Annotated in this window: 16 protein-coding genes; 8 read left to right on the top strand and 8 right to left on the bottom strand. The window is 62.8% G+C overall.

The genetic code is table 11. The features are described 5' to 3' along the window. Window positions 1–4: 4 nt before the first annotated feature. From BEN49_RS09140 to pseC, 3 genes are read right to left on the bottom strand one after another with little or no spacing between them, the layout of a single operon-like run. Window positions 5–727, bottom strand: a complete 723-nt coding sequence (locus BEN49_RS09140; protein WP_070742719.1) for a cytidylyltransferase domain-containing protein — start codon at window positions 725–727, stop codon at window positions 5–7. Continuing rightward, the gene (locus BEN49_RS09135) at window positions 727–1,380 is read right to left on the bottom strand and encodes a pseudaminic acid biosynthesis-associated methylase (protein ID WP_070742718.1); all 654 of its coding nucleotides are present in this window, start codon (window positions 1,378–1,380) and stop codon (window positions 727–729) included. Before BEN49_RS09135 ends, BEN49_RS09140 begins: the two co-directional genes overlap by 1 nt. Window positions 1,381–1,426: 46 nt before the next feature. Then, on the bottom strand, window positions 1,427–2,593 hold the full coding sequence (gene pseC, locus BEN49_RS09130; RefSeq protein WP_070742717.1) for a UDP-4-amino-4,6-dideoxy-N-acetyl-beta-L-altrosamine transaminase: 1,167 nt from the start codon (window positions 2,591–2,593) through the stop codon (window positions 1,427–1,429). A gap of 184 nt (window positions 2,594–2,777) precedes the next feature. Here pseC and BEN49_RS27755 point away from each other — a divergent pair, with 184 nt between their 5' ends. Next, on the top strand, window positions 2,778–3,986 hold the full coding sequence (locus BEN49_RS27755) for a hypothetical protein (protein WP_158022806.1): 1,209 nt from the start codon (window positions 2,778–2,780) through the stop codon (window positions 3,984–3,986). Continuing rightward, window positions 3,923–4,861 (top strand): T9SS type B sorting domain-containing protein, encoded by a 939-nt coding sequence (locus BEN49_RS09125; RefSeq protein WP_070742716.1) that lies wholly within the window; start codon window positions 3,923–3,925, stop codon window positions 4,859–4,861. Before BEN49_RS27755 ends, BEN49_RS09125 begins: the two co-directional genes overlap by 64 nt. Before the next feature lie 128 nt (window positions 4,862–4,989). Here the strand turns inward: BEN49_RS09125 and pseB are convergent, their stop codons facing one another. Beyond that, the gene (gene pseB / locus BEN49_RS09120; protein ID WP_070742715.1) at window positions 4,990–6,009 is read right to left on the bottom strand and encodes a UDP-N-acetylglucosamine 4,6-dehydratase (inverting); all 1,020 of its coding nucleotides are present in this window, start codon (window positions 6,007–6,009) and stop codon (window positions 4,990–4,992) included. 62 nt (window positions 6,010–6,071) lie between these two features. Here pseB and BEN49_RS09115 point away from each other — a divergent pair, with 62 nt between their 5' ends. Next, on the top strand, window positions 6,072–7,889 hold the full coding sequence (locus tag BEN49_RS09115) for a hypothetical protein (RefSeq protein ID WP_070742714.1): 1,818 nt from the start codon (window positions 6,072–6,074) through the stop codon (window positions 7,887–7,889). Here the strand turns inward: BEN49_RS09115 and BEN49_RS09110 are convergent. Beyond that, window positions 7,882–9,213 (bottom strand): glycosyltransferase family 4 protein, encoded by a 1,332-nt coding sequence (locus BEN49_RS09110; protein ID WP_239691882.1) that lies wholly within the window; start codon window positions 9,211–9,213, stop codon window positions 7,882–7,884. The genes BEN49_RS09115 and BEN49_RS09110 overlap by 8 nt on opposite strands. Window positions 9,214–9,366: 153 nt before the next feature. Between BEN49_RS09110 and ffh the strand changes: the two genes are divergently transcribed. After that, complete coding sequence (gene ffh, locus BEN49_RS09105) at window positions 9,367–10,731, top strand: signal recognition particle protein (RefSeq protein WP_070742713.1); 1,365 nt, start codon at window positions 9,367–9,369, stop codon at window positions 10,729–10,731. A gap of 173 nt (window positions 10,732–10,904) precedes the next feature. Here ffh and BEN49_RS09100 read toward each other — a convergent pair whose 3' ends face one another. Then, a complete protein-coding gene (locus BEN49_RS09100; RefSeq protein ID WP_070742712.1) occupies window positions 10,905–11,288 on the bottom strand; it encodes a hypothetical protein in 384 nt (127 codons plus the stop codon). Window positions 11,289–11,925: 637 nt separating this feature from the next. On the opposite strand from BEN49_RS09100, the gene BEN49_RS09095 reads away from it, so the two are divergent. Then, on the top strand, window positions 11,926–12,351 hold the full coding sequence (locus tag BEN49_RS09095) for a hypothetical protein (protein WP_070742711.1): 426 nt from the start codon (window positions 11,926–11,928) through the stop codon (window positions 12,349–12,351). Here the strand turns inward: BEN49_RS09095 and BEN49_RS25555 are convergent. Continuing rightward, window positions 12,348–12,512 carry a DUF2256 domain-containing protein gene (locus BEN49_RS25555; RefSeq protein ID WP_083325941.1) on the bottom strand — a complete coding sequence of 55 codons (165 nt, stop codon included), beginning with the start codon at window positions 12,510–12,512 and terminating at the stop codon, window positions 12,348–12,350. The genes BEN49_RS09095 and BEN49_RS25555 overlap by 4 nt on opposite strands. Window positions 12,513–12,587: 75 nt before the next feature. Here BEN49_RS25555 and BEN49_RS09090 point away from each other — a divergent pair, with 75 nt between their 5' ends. After that, on the top strand, window positions 12,588–13,346 hold the full coding sequence (locus tag BEN49_RS09090) for a class I SAM-dependent methyltransferase (protein ID WP_070742710.1): 759 nt from the start codon (window positions 12,588–12,590) through the stop codon (window positions 13,344–13,346). Window positions 13,347–13,419: 73 nt separating this feature from the next. Then, window positions 13,420–13,887, top strand: coding sequence for an acyl-CoA thioesterase (locus tag BEN49_RS09085; protein ID WP_070742709.1), 468 nt, complete (start codon window positions 13,420–13,422; stop codon window positions 13,885–13,887). On the opposite strand, the gene BEN49_RS09080 is transcribed toward BEN49_RS09085, so the two are convergent. Further along, entirely contained in the window at window positions 13,884–14,453 is a 570-nt protein-coding gene (locus BEN49_RS09080) for a DinB family protein (protein ID WP_070742708.1), read from the bottom strand. The genes BEN49_RS09085 and BEN49_RS09080 overlap by 4 nt on opposite strands. Window positions 14,454–14,533: 80 nt before the next feature. Between BEN49_RS09080 and BEN49_RS09075 the strand changes: the two genes are divergently transcribed. Further along, window positions 14,534–14,890: hypothetical protein (locus BEN49_RS09075; protein ID WP_141765634.1), on the top strand; the 357-nt coding region annotated here is incomplete at its 3' end.

The raw sequence follows: 14,890 nt of genomic DNA, 5'->3' as shown, positions 1-14,890 counted from the left end.
CGGCTTACAGTTTTTTTTGTTCGACGCGCGCATTAATGGCCACCAATTCGGGGTGGGTATCCAGCAACGAGATGAGTTCTTCGGCCGTCATGTGGCCCGCGTCGTAGTCATCAAGCAACTGGCGCAACAGCTCAAAATCTGCGGCTGTGTCCACCGTGAGGCGGTAGCGGCTGGCGTCAGTTGGCCGGCGGAAATGCGAAAACCGGACGTTATCTGCCCGATTCTGATGCAAAAAGGGCGTTACGTGTTCCCGGTCTTCGGGCCGGGTGGCGTGCGCCGCCGCCTCAGCTAACATTTTGCTCGAAAAAATCTCAAAATCAAAGCCGCGCGGGTAAGTCCGTTCCAAGGCATTAGACAGGTACAACTGATCATCGGCGGCCGCCAAATAGCGCTGGATACCAGCTGCAATCAGCTCGGGCGCAATAAGCGGGCAGTCGCTGGTTACGCGTACTACCACATCCAATTCATGGGCGGCGGCGCACTGCTGGTAGCGCGCCAGCACGTCGTGTTCGTCGCCGCGGGTGCAAGGCAAGCCGTGGGCGGCAGCAAACTCAGCCAACACATCATCGGCCGAATTGGTGGTGATGGCTAGGTACAGTGGGGCCCCAGCAGCGCGCAGCCGCTGCACGTGCCACGCCAGCAGCGGTTGGCCGCCCGCCTCGCGCAGCACCTTCCCCGGCAAACGGGTGCTGGTCATGCGGGCTTGGGAGATGATGCCGACTCGCATTAGGTCCCCACTTTCTCTAGCAAATACATACTGTCGATGTTGCCGCGCTCGGCCTCGGTTTGGTATGGGTAAAATTCCTGTTTTACCAACCGCAACTCCGGAAACTGGTTGGCGAAGAGCTGCGCATAATTGGCTTTCCACAAAAAGCCTTCATTGCCCCGGTACGGAATGGCGGTGGTGGCCTCCGCGTAATATTCGAAGCCCCAGATGTAGCGCCGCGAGCAGCGCACCATCTCGGCCATGATGCGGGGTAGATCGGCCGGAGCGATGTGAATCAACACCCCGTTGGTGCACACCACGTCGAAAGAATTCGCTTCGAATGGTAGTTCGAAGCCACTGCCTTGCAGCAACTGTGCACTAGGTACCATTTCACGGGCACGTTCCACAGCGTAGGCTTGCAACTCGATGCCGTGAAGATTCGTGAACCCCGCCGACTGGAGGCCTAGCAACTGCAAGCCCGTGTTGCAGCCAACCTCTAGAATGCGCGCATTTTCGGGCAAACCGCCCAAAAAAGCTGCGTTCATCTCGGGTTTGGTGTGGCCCCATGTAGCTCGATAGAATTCGTTCCACTCGGCCAGCGGGCGCAGGTTGCGGTCAGTATAGGCCCGGCCGAAGTCGCCGGACCAGAATTCTTCTTGTTGAGTGGAAGTCAAGGGAGAAGCTATAAATACAGGTAATAAAAAGAGGGCCCTAGAACGGCTAGCGAGCCAAGAACTCTTGGATGCAGGCTACCACGTAGTCCTGCTCAGCATCGGTCAGGGTGGGATACAATGGCAGGCTGAGACAGCGGGCGTAGTAGGCCTCGGCCTGCGGAAAGTCGCCCTTTTTCCAACCCAGCCGCTCGTAGTACGGCATGCGGTGCACCGGAATGTAGTGCACCTGGGCAAAAATTTGCCGGGCTTTGAGGAAGTCGTAGAGGCCGCGCCGGTCGGCCAGCTGCACCACGTAAAGGTGGTAGGCGTGGCCGGGACGGCCGGGGGCTAGCACGTCCACGCCCGGCAGGGCAGCAAAGGCATCGTCGTAGCGGGCGGCCAGCTGGCGGCGGCGGGCCAGGCCGGCATCGGCGCGGACCAACTGGCTGCTGCCCAGTGCACAGTTGATATCGGAAATGCGGTAGTTGTAGCCCAATTCCTGCATTTCCATATACCAGCCGCCCTCGCCAGGGTTCACAAACGAAGCTTCGTCGCGGGTGATGCCGTGGGTGCGTAGGCGCAGCAGGCGGTGGTAAAGGCGCTCGTCATTGGTGGTGACCATGCCGCCCTCGCCAGTGGCAATGTGCTTGACGGGGTGGAAGCTGAAAATGGCCAAATCCGCCAACTGACCGCTGCCGCAGCGCTGTTCTCGGCCTGCAGAATCAACAAAAAAGCCACCCGGTGCGTGGCAGGCGTCCTCAATAAGCCAAATCCCAAACTCGTCGGCCAGGGCCCTGGCTTGTTCTAAATCCACGCCCAGCCCAGCAAAATCTACCGGAATCAGGCCTTGAAAATAGCCTTTCGGATGGGCCCCCAGTAGGGCCCGCACCTTGGCCAAATCAATCAGGCCGGTCGTGGGGTCGATATCGGCAAAGTGCACCTCGCCGCCGCAGTACAGCACGCAGTTGGCCGAGGCCGCGAAGGTGAGCGGCGTGGTGATGACCCGCTGCCCGGGCCCCACGCCCAGCGCCAGCGCGCACAAGTGTAGCGCCGCCGTGCCGTTGCTCACGGCCACGGCGTAGCGGGCCCCGATGTACTCGGCAAACTGGGTTTCAAACGCGGCCACGCGGGGCCCCTGGGTCAAAAAATCGGCGCGCAGGGCCTCGGCCACGGCAGCCACGTCGGCGTCGGTGATGTGCTGGCGGCCGTAAGGCAGGGGGTAGAGGGGCGGCAAGGAGGATAATGCAAAGGGATGGTGCAAGCCAAGAAACCAACCTGCACTCAAGACGGACCTGCTTGATTAAAGTGCAAATATAAACCCGTGCCGCTGCAGGCGGCTATATTTACCCTGCCGTAATCCTACGCGTGCATTTGCTTACCCAATACGTCTTTTGCGTTGTCTTTTTCATTGGTTATATATGAAAATACGTCTACCTCTGTTTTTTTTATTTTTTATAGCAAGTGCGCTGCAACTGCGTGCGCAGATTCAAAACCAGAACTGGTATTTCGGTTCTAGAGCGGCAGTAAGTTTTGCAGGTACAACACCTACTGCCCTTACTGGCAGCGCAATGGACACGTACGAGGCCACTGCCAGCGTTTCGAGTGCAACGGGCAATTTGTTGTTCTATACCAACGGCGAAATGGTGTGGAACCGTAACAACCAAGTGATGCCCAACGGCGGCAATTTGGGCGGTGATAATTCGTCCACGCAGGGAGCTACTATTGTTCAGAGCCCAAACGATCCGCAATCCTACTACGTTTTCATGATGCCCGAAACCTCGCGCCAAAACTTGGTGGGTGGGTTGCGCTACTTCACTGTAAATATGGCCGCTAACGGCGGCTTGGGCGACGCTGAGACAGTTGCGACCCTGTACAACCCTGCTGCGGAGAAGCTGAGCGAACGATTGACAGCAGTGCGCCACCAAAACGGCCGCGATGTCTGGCTAATAGCGCATAACTTCCCCGGCAATACATTCTACGCGTTTCTGGTGAGCCCCGCAGGTATTGCTACGGTGCCCGTTGCCAGCAGTGTGGGGATAGTCCAAAGCGGTGGCGGCGGCAATTTTAACGCTAACAACTCGGTCGGTTATCTGCGGGCTTCGGCCGACGGTAGCCGGTTGGCCCTGGCCCAGCGCACGGTGCCGCCCGAATTATTTAGCTTCAACAAGGCCACGGGCCAAGTGTCTGGGGCCCTATCACTGAATCAAAACACGTTCGGAGCCTTCTACGGAATAGAATTTTCGCCCGATGGCTCAAAGCTGTACGGTTCTACCATTGACGGGTACGGCATTACGCAGTGGAACCTAGCAGCCGGTTCGGCAGCGGCCATTGTGGCTTCGGCCGTTCGCATAACCAACGCAGCAGGCTCTTTTGGGGCCCTGGCCACCGGCCCAGACGGTAAAATTTATGCCAGTGTTTACACTAGCAGTTACCTAGCGGCTATACCAAATCCCAACGCGCTGGGCGCGGCGTGCGGTTTCGTTGGAAATGCAGTGTTCCTGCAAGGTGCAACGTGCCAATATGGCCTTCCCAATGCTCCCAGCTCATTTCCACCGGTGCGCCGGTGCTCACCCTCACCGCCACCGCCAGCTGCGCCGGGGCCCCGGTGGCCTTCAGCGCCACCCTGACGCCCGCCGTGGCCAACGCCGTCATTAGCTGGAACTTCGGCGACTCCGCCGCGGGAGCGGCCAACGTGGCCACGGGGCCCGCCGTGAGCCACGTCTACGCCAGCGGCGGTACCTACACCGCCACCGCTACGGTGGCGCTGCCCACCGGCACCCTCACGGCCCAGCAAACGGTGGCCGTGGGGGCCCCGCCGGTGCTGAACCTGGCGCCCCGCCAGCGTATGCTGTGCGCCGGCCAAACCCTGAGCATCGGCACCAGCGGCCAGCCCGCGGGCACTACCTACCGGTGGAGCGACGGCCCTACCACGGCCACCCGCGACGTGCGCGCCGCCGGCCGCTACGTGCTGACCGCCACCTCGCCCCAGGGCTGCACCGCCCGCGACTCGGTGGATGTGCAAGTGGCGCCGCTGCCGGTGGTGCGCCTCGGGCGCGACACGGTGTTCTGCGCCGAGCAGCCCGCCATCCAGCTCAGCGCGGGGCCCCAACCGGCCGGTACCACCTACCGCTGGCAGGACGGCAGCACCGCGGCCACCTTCGCGGCGCTGCGGCCCGGCCGCTACCGCGTGGAGGTGCGCAACGCCGCCGGCTGCACCACCCGCGACTCGCTGCTGGTGCGCGACCAGCCCTGCCCCGTCACCATTCCCAACATCATCACGCCCAACGGCGACCCGCTCAACCAAGCATTTGTTCTTAAAGGGCTTACCGCCGCCGATTGGAACCTGGCGCTGTTCGACCGCTGGGGCCACCGGGTGCACTACCAGGAGAAGTACGACAACTCCTGGAGCGCCCCCAACCAGCCCGATGGGCAGTACTACTACCTGCTCGTCAACCCCGCCACCGGCAGCAAGTACCAAGGCTGGCTCCAGGTACTGCACTGATGATTAGCGGGGTTTCAAAGTCGGCGCACAGCGTCGCGCCAGTGTGCTCCGCATAACTATGGGGGCTATTTGAAAAGTAGGGGCCCCATAGTTATGCGGAGCCGTTATGCATTGATTCCGAACCTGCTTTAGGCCACAAAGTCGGCGTCCACGTGCCGCCGGATTTCCTCCTGAATCTGGGCTGCGTCGAGCCACTCGTCGTTGTTGGCCGAGTCGTAGTGGAAGCCCAGCGGCACGCGCCGGCCGTGGAAGTGGGTCACAAACTTGTCCACGTTCCAATTTGGCGTGTTGGGCAGAATCACGTAGTAGCGGTCCAGCTCCACGGTGCTCAGGGCGTCGGTTTCGGTAATCATTTCCTCGTGCAGCTTCTCGCCGGGGCGGATGCCCACGATGCGCTGCTCGCAGTCGGGCCCGATGGCGCGGGCCACTTCGGTGATCTTATAGGACGGAATTTTCGGCACGAAAATCTCGCCGCCCCAGGCGTGCTCCAGCGCGTACAGCACCAAGTCCACGCCCTCTTCGAGCGAGATGTTGAAGCGCGTCATGTCGGGGTGGGTGATGGGCAGCACGCCGGTGCGGCGCTCCTTCAAAAAGAAGGGCACCACTGAACCGCGCGAGCCAATCACGTTGCCGTAGCGCACCACCGAGAAACGCAAATCGCGGCTGCCCTTCATGTTGTTGGCGGCCACAAACAGCTTATCGGAGCACAATTTGGTGGCCCCGTACAGGTTGATGGGCGCGGCCGCCTTATCGGTGCTCAGCGCCACCACGTCCTTCACGCCGCAGTCGAGGGCGGCGTTAATCACGTTTTCGGCCCCAAAAATGTTGGTTTTGATGCACTCCATCGGGTTGTACTCAGCGGCGGGCACCTGCTTGAGGGCGGCGGCGTGTATCACGATGTCGATGCCCTCGCAGGCGCGTTGCAGGCGCTGCGGGTCGCGCACGTCGCCGAGGAAGTAGCGGATGGCCGGGTACTGGGCCGGGCTGAATTCCTGGCTCATCTCGTACTGCTTCAGCTCGTCGCGCGAAAACACCACCAGCCGCTTCACCTGCGGGAATTTTTCGAAAACGGTGCGCACGAACTGCTTACCGAACGAGCCGGTGCCGCCCGTGACGAGGATGGACTTGTGGTTGAGGTCGAGGGCCATGAAAAGCGAAAGAGGGAAAGCGCAAAAGTACGCACCCGGGCCGGGCGGCGTAAATTTGCGCCATGGCCGAGCCTGTGAAACTGCTGATTTGGGACCTGGACGATACCTTCTGGCGCGGCACGCTCTCGGAAGGCCCCGTGGCGCCCATCGCCGAAAACCTGGCCTTGGTGCGCGCCACCGCCGCCCGGGGCCTGGTGCACACCGTCGTCAGCAAGAACGACCCCGCCGCCGCCGAAGCCGAGCTGACGGCCCTAGGCATCCGCGACTTGTTCGTGTTTCTGCGCATCGGCTGGCAGCCCAAGGGCCCCGTCATCAAGGAGTTGCTGGACGCCATGCAGCTCCGGGCCCCCAACGCGCTGTTCCTCGACGACAACCCCGTGAACCTGCGCGAGGCCGCCTTCTACAACCCCGGCCTGCAAACCGCCGACCCCGCCGACCTGACCGCCCTGGCCGGGGCCCTGGTCGCCAGCGGCAAGCCCGACCCCGGGTTTTCGCGCCTGAAACAATACCAGCTACTGGAGCGCCAGCAGCAGGCCCGCGCCCAGTACGAGGGCGACAACCTAGCCTTTCTGCGAGCTGCCGGCGTGCAAATCGAGTTCCGCGAGGGCCCCGACGTAGTACCTGATTTGGCCCGCATCGAGGAGCTAATTAACCGCTCCAACCAGCTCAATTTCACTAAGCAACGCGTGAGTACCGAGGAGCTGGCGGCCAGTTTCGCCGACCCGGCCTGCCGCTGGGGCACGGTGCGCGTGCGCGACCAATTCGGCGACTACGGCTTGGTGGGCGTGTTTTGCTTGAATACGGCCGAAAACCGGCTGGAACAGCTCGTGTTTTCGTGCCGCATTCTGCACCTCGGCGTCGAGCAATTCACTTACGCCTGGCTGGATTTTCCGGCGCTGGATGTGCAGGGCGAAGTGGCCACCGAATTGAACAGTACCGACCAGCCTGATTGGCTGACGGTGGCTGCTGGGGCCCTCGCCGCACCGCCCGCGCCCGCCGCTGGGGGCCCCAAGCTGCGCGTGTTTCTGAAAGGCGGCTGCGACCTGGGCCAGGTCACGCCCTTCCTGCAAGCCTTCGATTTGGATGTGCGCGAGGAATTCAACTTTCTCAACGAAAACCAAATAACGGCGCACCTGGAGCACACCACGCTGCTGCGCCAGACCCGTGAGCTACCTGCCGCTGAGCAGCAGCGCCTGGCCCAGCGCCTGCCGTTTCTCGGTGCCGAGGCCTACACTACAGAATTATGGTCTGGCGACTACGATGTGCTGGTATTCAGCCCGCTGATGGACTATACCCAGGACCTGTACCGCGAGCGGGCCACGGGCCTCGCCATGCCTTTTGGGGGCTACCGAGACCTTACGGCCGAGCCGCCGGGGCCCTTGGCGGCCCGCTACGCCCAGCGCAAGTTTCGGGGGATGAACGAGGCCTTTTTGCGGCAGTTTGCGCAGAATTTCCAGTACGAGGGGCCTATCAGCCCCGCCCAGTTCCGCGAAAACCTGGCCTGGCTGCGCCAGCAAGTGCCGGCATCCGTACCTATTTTCTTCCTCAACGGCACCGAAATCGAGGTGCCCAACTCAGGCGAGCCCGGGGCCCCCCAGCGCCACGCGGCCCTGAATGCGGTGTTAGACGATTTCGTGAAAACGGCTCCCAACTGCTTTGTGGTCGATGCCCGCCCGTTCATTAATCAGCGCGCCGACGTCACCAACAACCTGCGCCACTACCAGCCGCGCCACTACCGCACCCTGGCCCAGCACCTGGCCGCGGCCATCGGTGCGTGGCGGGGCCGGCAGCTAACGCACTCGGCTTGGGCCGATTGGCGCGCGCGCCTTTGGAACCGGGTGCCCGCCAAGCTGCGCGGGGCCGTGGCGCGGCTCACGTAGCCTGGCTTCGCGCCGGGGCCCCCACAATGGCGGTCAGCTGCCCCGTCAGGGCCCGGCGGGCGTAGCGGCCGTGGCTGGCGGCGGGCAAATCCAGGTTGGGGTTGATGGCCCACTGGCGCAGCAGCGCGTCGAGGGTCTCCTGCATCAAGGCGGCGTCGGTGTAGGGCAGGGCCTGGCCAGCGCCGCACTCTTGCAGCAGATTATCGGCGTCGGAACCGGCGGGGCCCACGCACAGCACGGGCTTGTTGGCTGCTAGGTACTCGAATATTTTGCCCGGCAAAATCCCCCGGTTGCGCGGCACGTCGGGGATGGCCATTAGCAATACCGTGGCACGCAGCAGCTCGGCCACCGAGGCGGCGTGTGGCACAAACGGTTGGTATTCGGTGATTTCAGTCAGGCCAGCGGCGCTTATTTGGGCGCGCAGCGCGGCGCTCACCTGGCCCACGAAGCGCAGCTGCACGGGTACGCCGGGGTGGCGCTTTAGGGCCCCGGTTAGGGCCCCCAGCAGGCCACCGAGGTGGTACAGTTCGGTGATGGTGCCGGTGTGGGTGATGCGGAAGCAATCGGCCGGGGGCTGCGAGGGCTGGCCAAAATCGGGCGCGTCGTAGCCATTGGGCAGCACGTGAATTTTGCCTGCCGCCAGCCCCGGCACTTTGGCCCGGAACAGGCGCTCGGTTTCGGGCGAAGTCACGAGTACGGCGTCGGCCTGCGTCAGCACCTGTCGTTCGTAGCGCGCGTCGAGCCAGGCAGCCAGGGGCGTGTGGTGCAGGTCCTTATAATAGTAGATGTCCGTCCACGGGTCGCGCATGTCGGCCAGCCAGCGCAGGCCGTGGCGCTTTTTTAGCTCCAGCCCGATGAGCTGCGTGGAGTGCGGCGGCGAGCTGGTGAGCACCGCGTCGAAGGTTTCGCCGGCGGCCAGCAGCGTTTCCACGGCCCGCAGCGCGTGCTTGTTCCAGCCCCGGCGCGGGTCAGGAATGAACAGGTTGCCGCGCACGAAGCGCAGCGCTTGCTGCACCAGCCCCGGCTTGCCTTCGTTGGCGAAGCCGCCGTAGGGCACGGCGCGGCCGGTCAGCTTCTTGTAGCTCTCGAACGGCTCGGAGGTGGGCGTGCGGATAACGCGTATGCTGGCCGGCACGTCGGCTGCCAGGCTCTCGTCGAGCACGGGGTAGGTGGCCTGGGCAGCGTCCACGGTCACCACGGTGGCTTCCACGCCAAAATCGGCCAGGTATTTCACCCATTTCAGGCAGCGCTGCACGCCGGCCCCGCCCGAAGGCGGCCAGTAATAGGTAAGGACGAGCAGGCGCAACGGGCGGGTTTCGGGCACGGAAGTGTTAGTAAGCGGAACGGGCGAAGGTACGGCCCGGACCGTTTTTCGCCCGTTTGTGGTTACTTTTGAAGGTGATTTCGGGCCCAGTTTCCGCCCGGGGCCCCGCCGCGGGCCCTGCGAAATCCTCCCCTCCGTCAACCCCATTGCTTCATGTTCGATAACCTCTCCACCAAGCTCGACCGGGCCATCAAAACCCTCAAGGGCCAGGGCAGCATCTCCGAAATCAACGTCGCGGCCACCATCAAGGAAATCCGCCGGGCCTTGGTCGACGCCGACGTTAACTACAAGGTTGCCAAAGACGTAACCGACAAGATCAAGGACGAGGCGATGGGCCGCGACGTGCTCACGGCCGTCTCGCCGGGCCAGCTCATGGTCAAAATCGTGTACGACGAGCTGACCGCGCTCATGGGCGGCGAGAAGCAGGACATCGTCATCAAAGGCGACCCGGCCGTGGTGCTGCTCTCGGGCCTCCAGGGCTCGGGCAAAACCACGTTTGCCGGCAAGCTGGCCAGCTTCATCAAGAAGCAGAACCGCACCGTGCTGCTGGTGGCCTGCGACGTGTACCGCCCCGCGGCTATCGAGCAACTCAAGGTACTCGGCGAGCAGATTGGGGTGGAAGTGTACAGCGAGGTCGAGAACAAGAACCCGGTCGAGATTTCGCGCAACGCCCTCGACTACGCCAAGAAAAACAACAAGAAGGTGGTCATCATCGACACCGCCGGCCGCCTGGCCGTGGACGAGCAGATGATGCGCGAGATTGAGGCCGTTAAAAGCGCCATCAACCCCAGCGAAACCCTGTTTGTGGTGGACGCCATGACCGGCCAGGACGCCGTGAACACCGCCAAAACCTTCAACGACCGCCTGAACTTCGACGGTGTGGTGCTCACCAAGCTCGACGGCGACAGCCGCGGCGGCGCGGCCCTCAGCATCCGGGCGGTGGTGGAGAAGCCCATCAAGTTCATCTCGACGGGCGAGAAAATGGAGGCGCTGGACCTTTTCTACCCCGACCGGATGGCCCAGCGCATCCTGGGCATGGGCGACGTGATTTCGCTCGTTGAACGGGCCCAGCAGCAGTTCGACGAGGACGAGGCCAAGCGCATCAACGCCAAGATTCGCAAGAACCAGTTCAACTTCGACGACTTCCTCTCGCAGCTGGACCAGATCAAAAAGATGGGCAACATCAAGGACTTGATGGGCATGATTCCGGGCATGAGCAAGGCCATGAAAGACGTCGAAATCGACGACGACGCCTTCAAGCCCGTCGAGGCCATCATCAAGAGCATGACCAAGGAGGAGCGGGCCAACCCCGACCTCATCAACGGCTCGCGCAAGCGCCGCCTGGCCAAGGGCTCGGGTACTGACATTCAGCAGGTAAACGCCCTGATGAAGCAGTTTGAAGACATGCGCAAAATGATGCGCACCATGAACAAGATGAGCCAGACCAAAGGCGGTATGGCCCAGATGGCCAAGATGATGGGCGGCCTGAAAGGGGGCCCCGGCGGCATGATGCGCTAGCTCAACTGTAGACGTATTTGCAACAAAAACGAAATGGCCGGGAATTTTTTCCCGGCCATTTCGTTATCTCGTAGTGAAAGAATAGTTTTTTAAGGTGTTTTGGTTTAAAAAGGGACGGGGCCATGCCTCGTCCTTTTTTCATGCCCAGTCGGGCCCCTGAGGGCCCCGGGCGGCTAGTGCACCACGCGTAGCTCGTAGCCGGCGGGTGGGCCCGGCACGGCCCAGGCCCCCACGCGGCTGGGCCCGTAGCCCAGGTTCACCTTCACCCAGGCATCGCGGGTGGGCAGCATTTCCATTATTTCGTGGCGGAGGCGCACGAGGTCGTCGTGCAGGGCCTGGTATTGCTGCTGGCGCTCGTCGGCGGCCTGGTCGTAGCTGCCGGTGGCGGGGCGTTGCTCAAATTCTTCGGCCGATTGGGCGCGGGCGGCGGCCTCGCGGGGCGCGTCGTTACGGGCCAGGCGGGCCTTGCGCAGGCCCTCTTCTGCTTGCAGGTAGGCCTTTACTTTTTCTTCGAGCGGTTCGAGGGCGGAGGCGAGGTAATCGAGGTTGGAAGCCATGAGGAGGGGGAATGGATGCTAAACATACGCCGCGCCGGGCGCGGCCGTTGGCCCAGCGGCTGGATTAGGGCCCCACGTTTCGGAATGCACCCGGGTAATTGGGGCCCCTGGCCGGTGCGCTCGACCTGGAAAATAGCCTTGAATGGGGTGTCGATTTAAAGCATAATAATGCAAATTGAAATAAAATATGGTGTTATACCCGGATGGGCTATAATAGATTTAATTCTGTTGCAATGCCGAGGAATAATATTACGGTAAATAGTATTGCTTAATAACGATTTAGTGGGTTTTGTTGTGGGTTAATTGCAATTGTATTGATTTCGTAATCAACATAATATTTGCATGCATTGGGCAAATAAAATAATGAATATCAATACTATAAAGAATATAATCACAGCCATTTTATCTGTTTGTAGTGTATTTTAGCAGATAGTCAAGATGGATTTGCGTTGTTGTTAGTAGCTGACAAAAGTTTGTTGATCGGACACACTTGTTTGTTTTCTATCTGCTTTATTTGTGTGAGAAATATGCTTTTGATTGATAAATATCATCACCTCATAATTATATTTTTTCCTAGAGTATTTAAGCCATTTTGCTGCGGCCAGCAGCGTGTCTAATCATCTAATTCTAGTGTTTGATGGAACTACAACTACTGCATGAAACCCCCAACCTCGCTGTTTTCTACGACCCGGCCAACCAGTGGCTGTTCGTGGACTGGTGCGGCGACCTGACCCTGGCCTTGGTGCAGGACAACTGCGTGGCATTGGCGCAGCGGTTGCTGGACGTGCGCTACGCACGCATCCTCAACAGCAACGTGGGTGTGACCAGTATGGCCCCCAACGTGCCAGCGTGGCTCGCCCGCGAGTTTTTGCCCTACCTGCGGCAGGTAGGTGTCCAGCAGGTGGCCTGGGTGTACTCGCCCAACCTGCGCGTGCGGTGCTACACCGACGCGGCCTTGTACAGCCCGGACGCCCCGGCGGTGCACGTGTTTGACGACTTGGAATCGGCGGTGGCGTGGCTGCGCGCCGTGCCCCGCCTGCCCGCCGTGGCGATGGCTGCCTAGGCCCCAGCGGGCGGCTTGGGCTTGTTGCGCTGGCACTTTTCGCCGCAGTACTTCACCTCGTCCCAGCTGTTGCGCCACTTTTTGCGGTACTCGAAGGGGCGGCCGCAGGTGGCGCAGATTTTGGTGGGTAACTGGCCTTTGCGGAGCTTGTCGGGGAGCATGGAAGGGGGAAACAGACGGCTGTGCCCGTGCAACGCGCGGCGGGGCCCCGAAGTTTTGGTTACTTTTCGGGCCTGATGACTACCCTCACCGCTCCCGACTTGCTAGGCCAGGCCCTGCTCGACTACCACGGCGGCCGCACCACGGCCGCCCTCACCGTACACTGCAACGCGGCCGATGACGAGCCGCTGCCCGCCGCGTACTTCTTCCGCACCCTGCTGCAAATGCCTGCCCTGGAGCGCCGCGCCCTCGACGAGTGCCGCGGCCGGGTGCTCGACGTGGGCGCCGGTGCCGGCTGCCACGCCTTGGAGCTGCAAAGCCGCGGCTTCGAGGTGAAGGCCGTGGATGTATCGGCCGGGGCCGTGCAGGTGATGGGGGCCCGCGGCGTGCGCACCGCGGCCCGCCACGACCTGTTTGCCCCGCTGCCGGCCGGCGAGCTGCCCTACGATACCATTTTGCTGCTTATGAACGGCCTGGGGCTGGCCGGCACGCTGGAAGGGCTCGACCGCTTCCTGGCCCACGCCCGCACGCTGCTGGCCCCCGGCGGTCAGATTCTGGCCACCTCGTCGGATGTGAGCTACCTCTACGAGGACGAGGAAGGGGCCCTGGTGCTGAACCTGAACGGGCCCTACTACGGTGAGGTAGAATACACCTGGACGTATAAAAAACAGACCGGCGAGCCATTCCCGTGGCTGTTCATCGACGGGGCCCTGCTGAACGATGCGGCTGCCACCGCCGGCTACCAAGCCGATTTTCTCGACGAGGAAGAGGACGGGCAGTATTTGGTGCGGCTCGTGCCCGTGGGCTTGGCCGAGGCCGACAACCAAGCCATTTAACTTCCGTATCCCCACCCGCTGGGCCGCCCCGTGGGGGCCCCAGCGGGCGGGCAGCCATTTGCTTTTCTTCACCATGCCCGCCGAAAACCCTGCCGAAACCTCTGCCGAATACACCGCCACCTACCGCACCCGCTGGGCCGATATGGATCCCAACGGCCACATGCGCCACTCGGCCTACGCCGACTACGCCGCCGACCAGCGCGTGGCGGTGCTGGCCCGCTGGGGCTTCGGGGTGGCCCGCTTCGCGCAGCTGCGCCTAGGGCCCATCCTGTTCCGCGAGGAAACCAAATTCCTGAAGGAAATCGGCATTGGCGAAGAAATCCGCGTCGATGGCCACTTGGCGTCGGTAACGGCCGACGGCGGGCGCTGGACCATTGTGCACACCATTTACAAGGCCGATGGCCGGGTGGCCGCCACCGTAACCGTGGACGGCGCCTGGATTGACCTCGACCGCCGCAAGCTGACCGTGCCGCCGCCCGAGCTGGCCGCTGCCTTCGCCGCCATGCCGCCCTACGTGGCCCCGGCGCCCCGCGCCGGCTAGCCGCGGGCCGCTGCGAGGGGCGGGCTTGCCTTGAAAGACCGGGCGATGCGGTCGATTTGCTGCTGGTGGTGCAGCAGGTGGTCAACTAGGTGGTCGAGTACCTGGTAGATGGTGATGCGTCCCGCGCGTGGGTGTGGGTAAATGGCGCGGTCGAGCAGGCGGCCGGGGTACTCGTTTAGCAGTTGTTCGAGGCGGCGGCGCGTGGCCGCCCACTCGGCCTGGATGGCCGGCAGTGCAGGTACGGGGACCCCGTGGGTGAGCTCGGCTACCCCGCGCGGGGCCCGAAACCGCAGTCCCGGCAGGCGCAGGAGCAAGTTCACCAGCACGATGCGGGCCCGGGTGAGCAGGCTGGGCTTGGCCAGCTGCTCGGCGGCAACCAGTTTTTTCTGTACGTAGCCGGTGATGCTGTTCTCGACCAGCAGCAGGTGGTGCACGACTTGCGTGGCGGCCCACTTGCCGGGGGCGGGGGCCAGGGTGGCGTCGGGGCCCAGGGCTTCGGTGGTGGCCAGTAGGCGCTGGGTGGCCCGTTCGAGCTGTTCGAATTTGAGGTTCAAGCGGTGGTTCATGGGCGGGGCGGGGCGCGGTGGGGGCAGCCGGGGCCCTGGGTTCCGCAATTTTAGGGCCGCAACCGGTAGCTTTGGCCGCTGTGAGCCCCGTATTTTTTCGCCGTTTGCCAGCCGCCGCGGCGCAGCCCTGGCCGTGGCCGCGGCGGTGCGTCGTGGTGCTGGCCCTTTACGCCGCCTACCTGCCGCTGAGCGGGGCCGACCGGCTGCCGTTCGACGCGGGCGAGTACTGGGGCTTGGCGGCCACGTTTTTTGGGCCGGGCCTGCGCTTTTCGCTGCTGCACTACGCCGCGCCGCTGCGCGGCTACTTGGGGCCCCTGCTGCTGGTGCCGGTGCGGGGGCTGTGCTACGCCACGGGCTGGCCGGCCCTGGTGGGGGCCCAATTGATGGGACTTGGTTGGGCCGTGCTGCTGTACGGGGTGGCGGGGCCGGCGGCGTGG

This window comes from Hymenobacter coccineus, assembly GCF_001816125.1.
Classification (GTDB): Bacteria; Bacteroidota; Bacteroidia; order Cytophagales; family Hymenobacteraceae; genus Hymenobacter; species Hymenobacter coccineus.
Note: the sequence above shows the minus strand (reverse complement) of the source record. Positions and strands in the feature narration are given on the sequence as shown.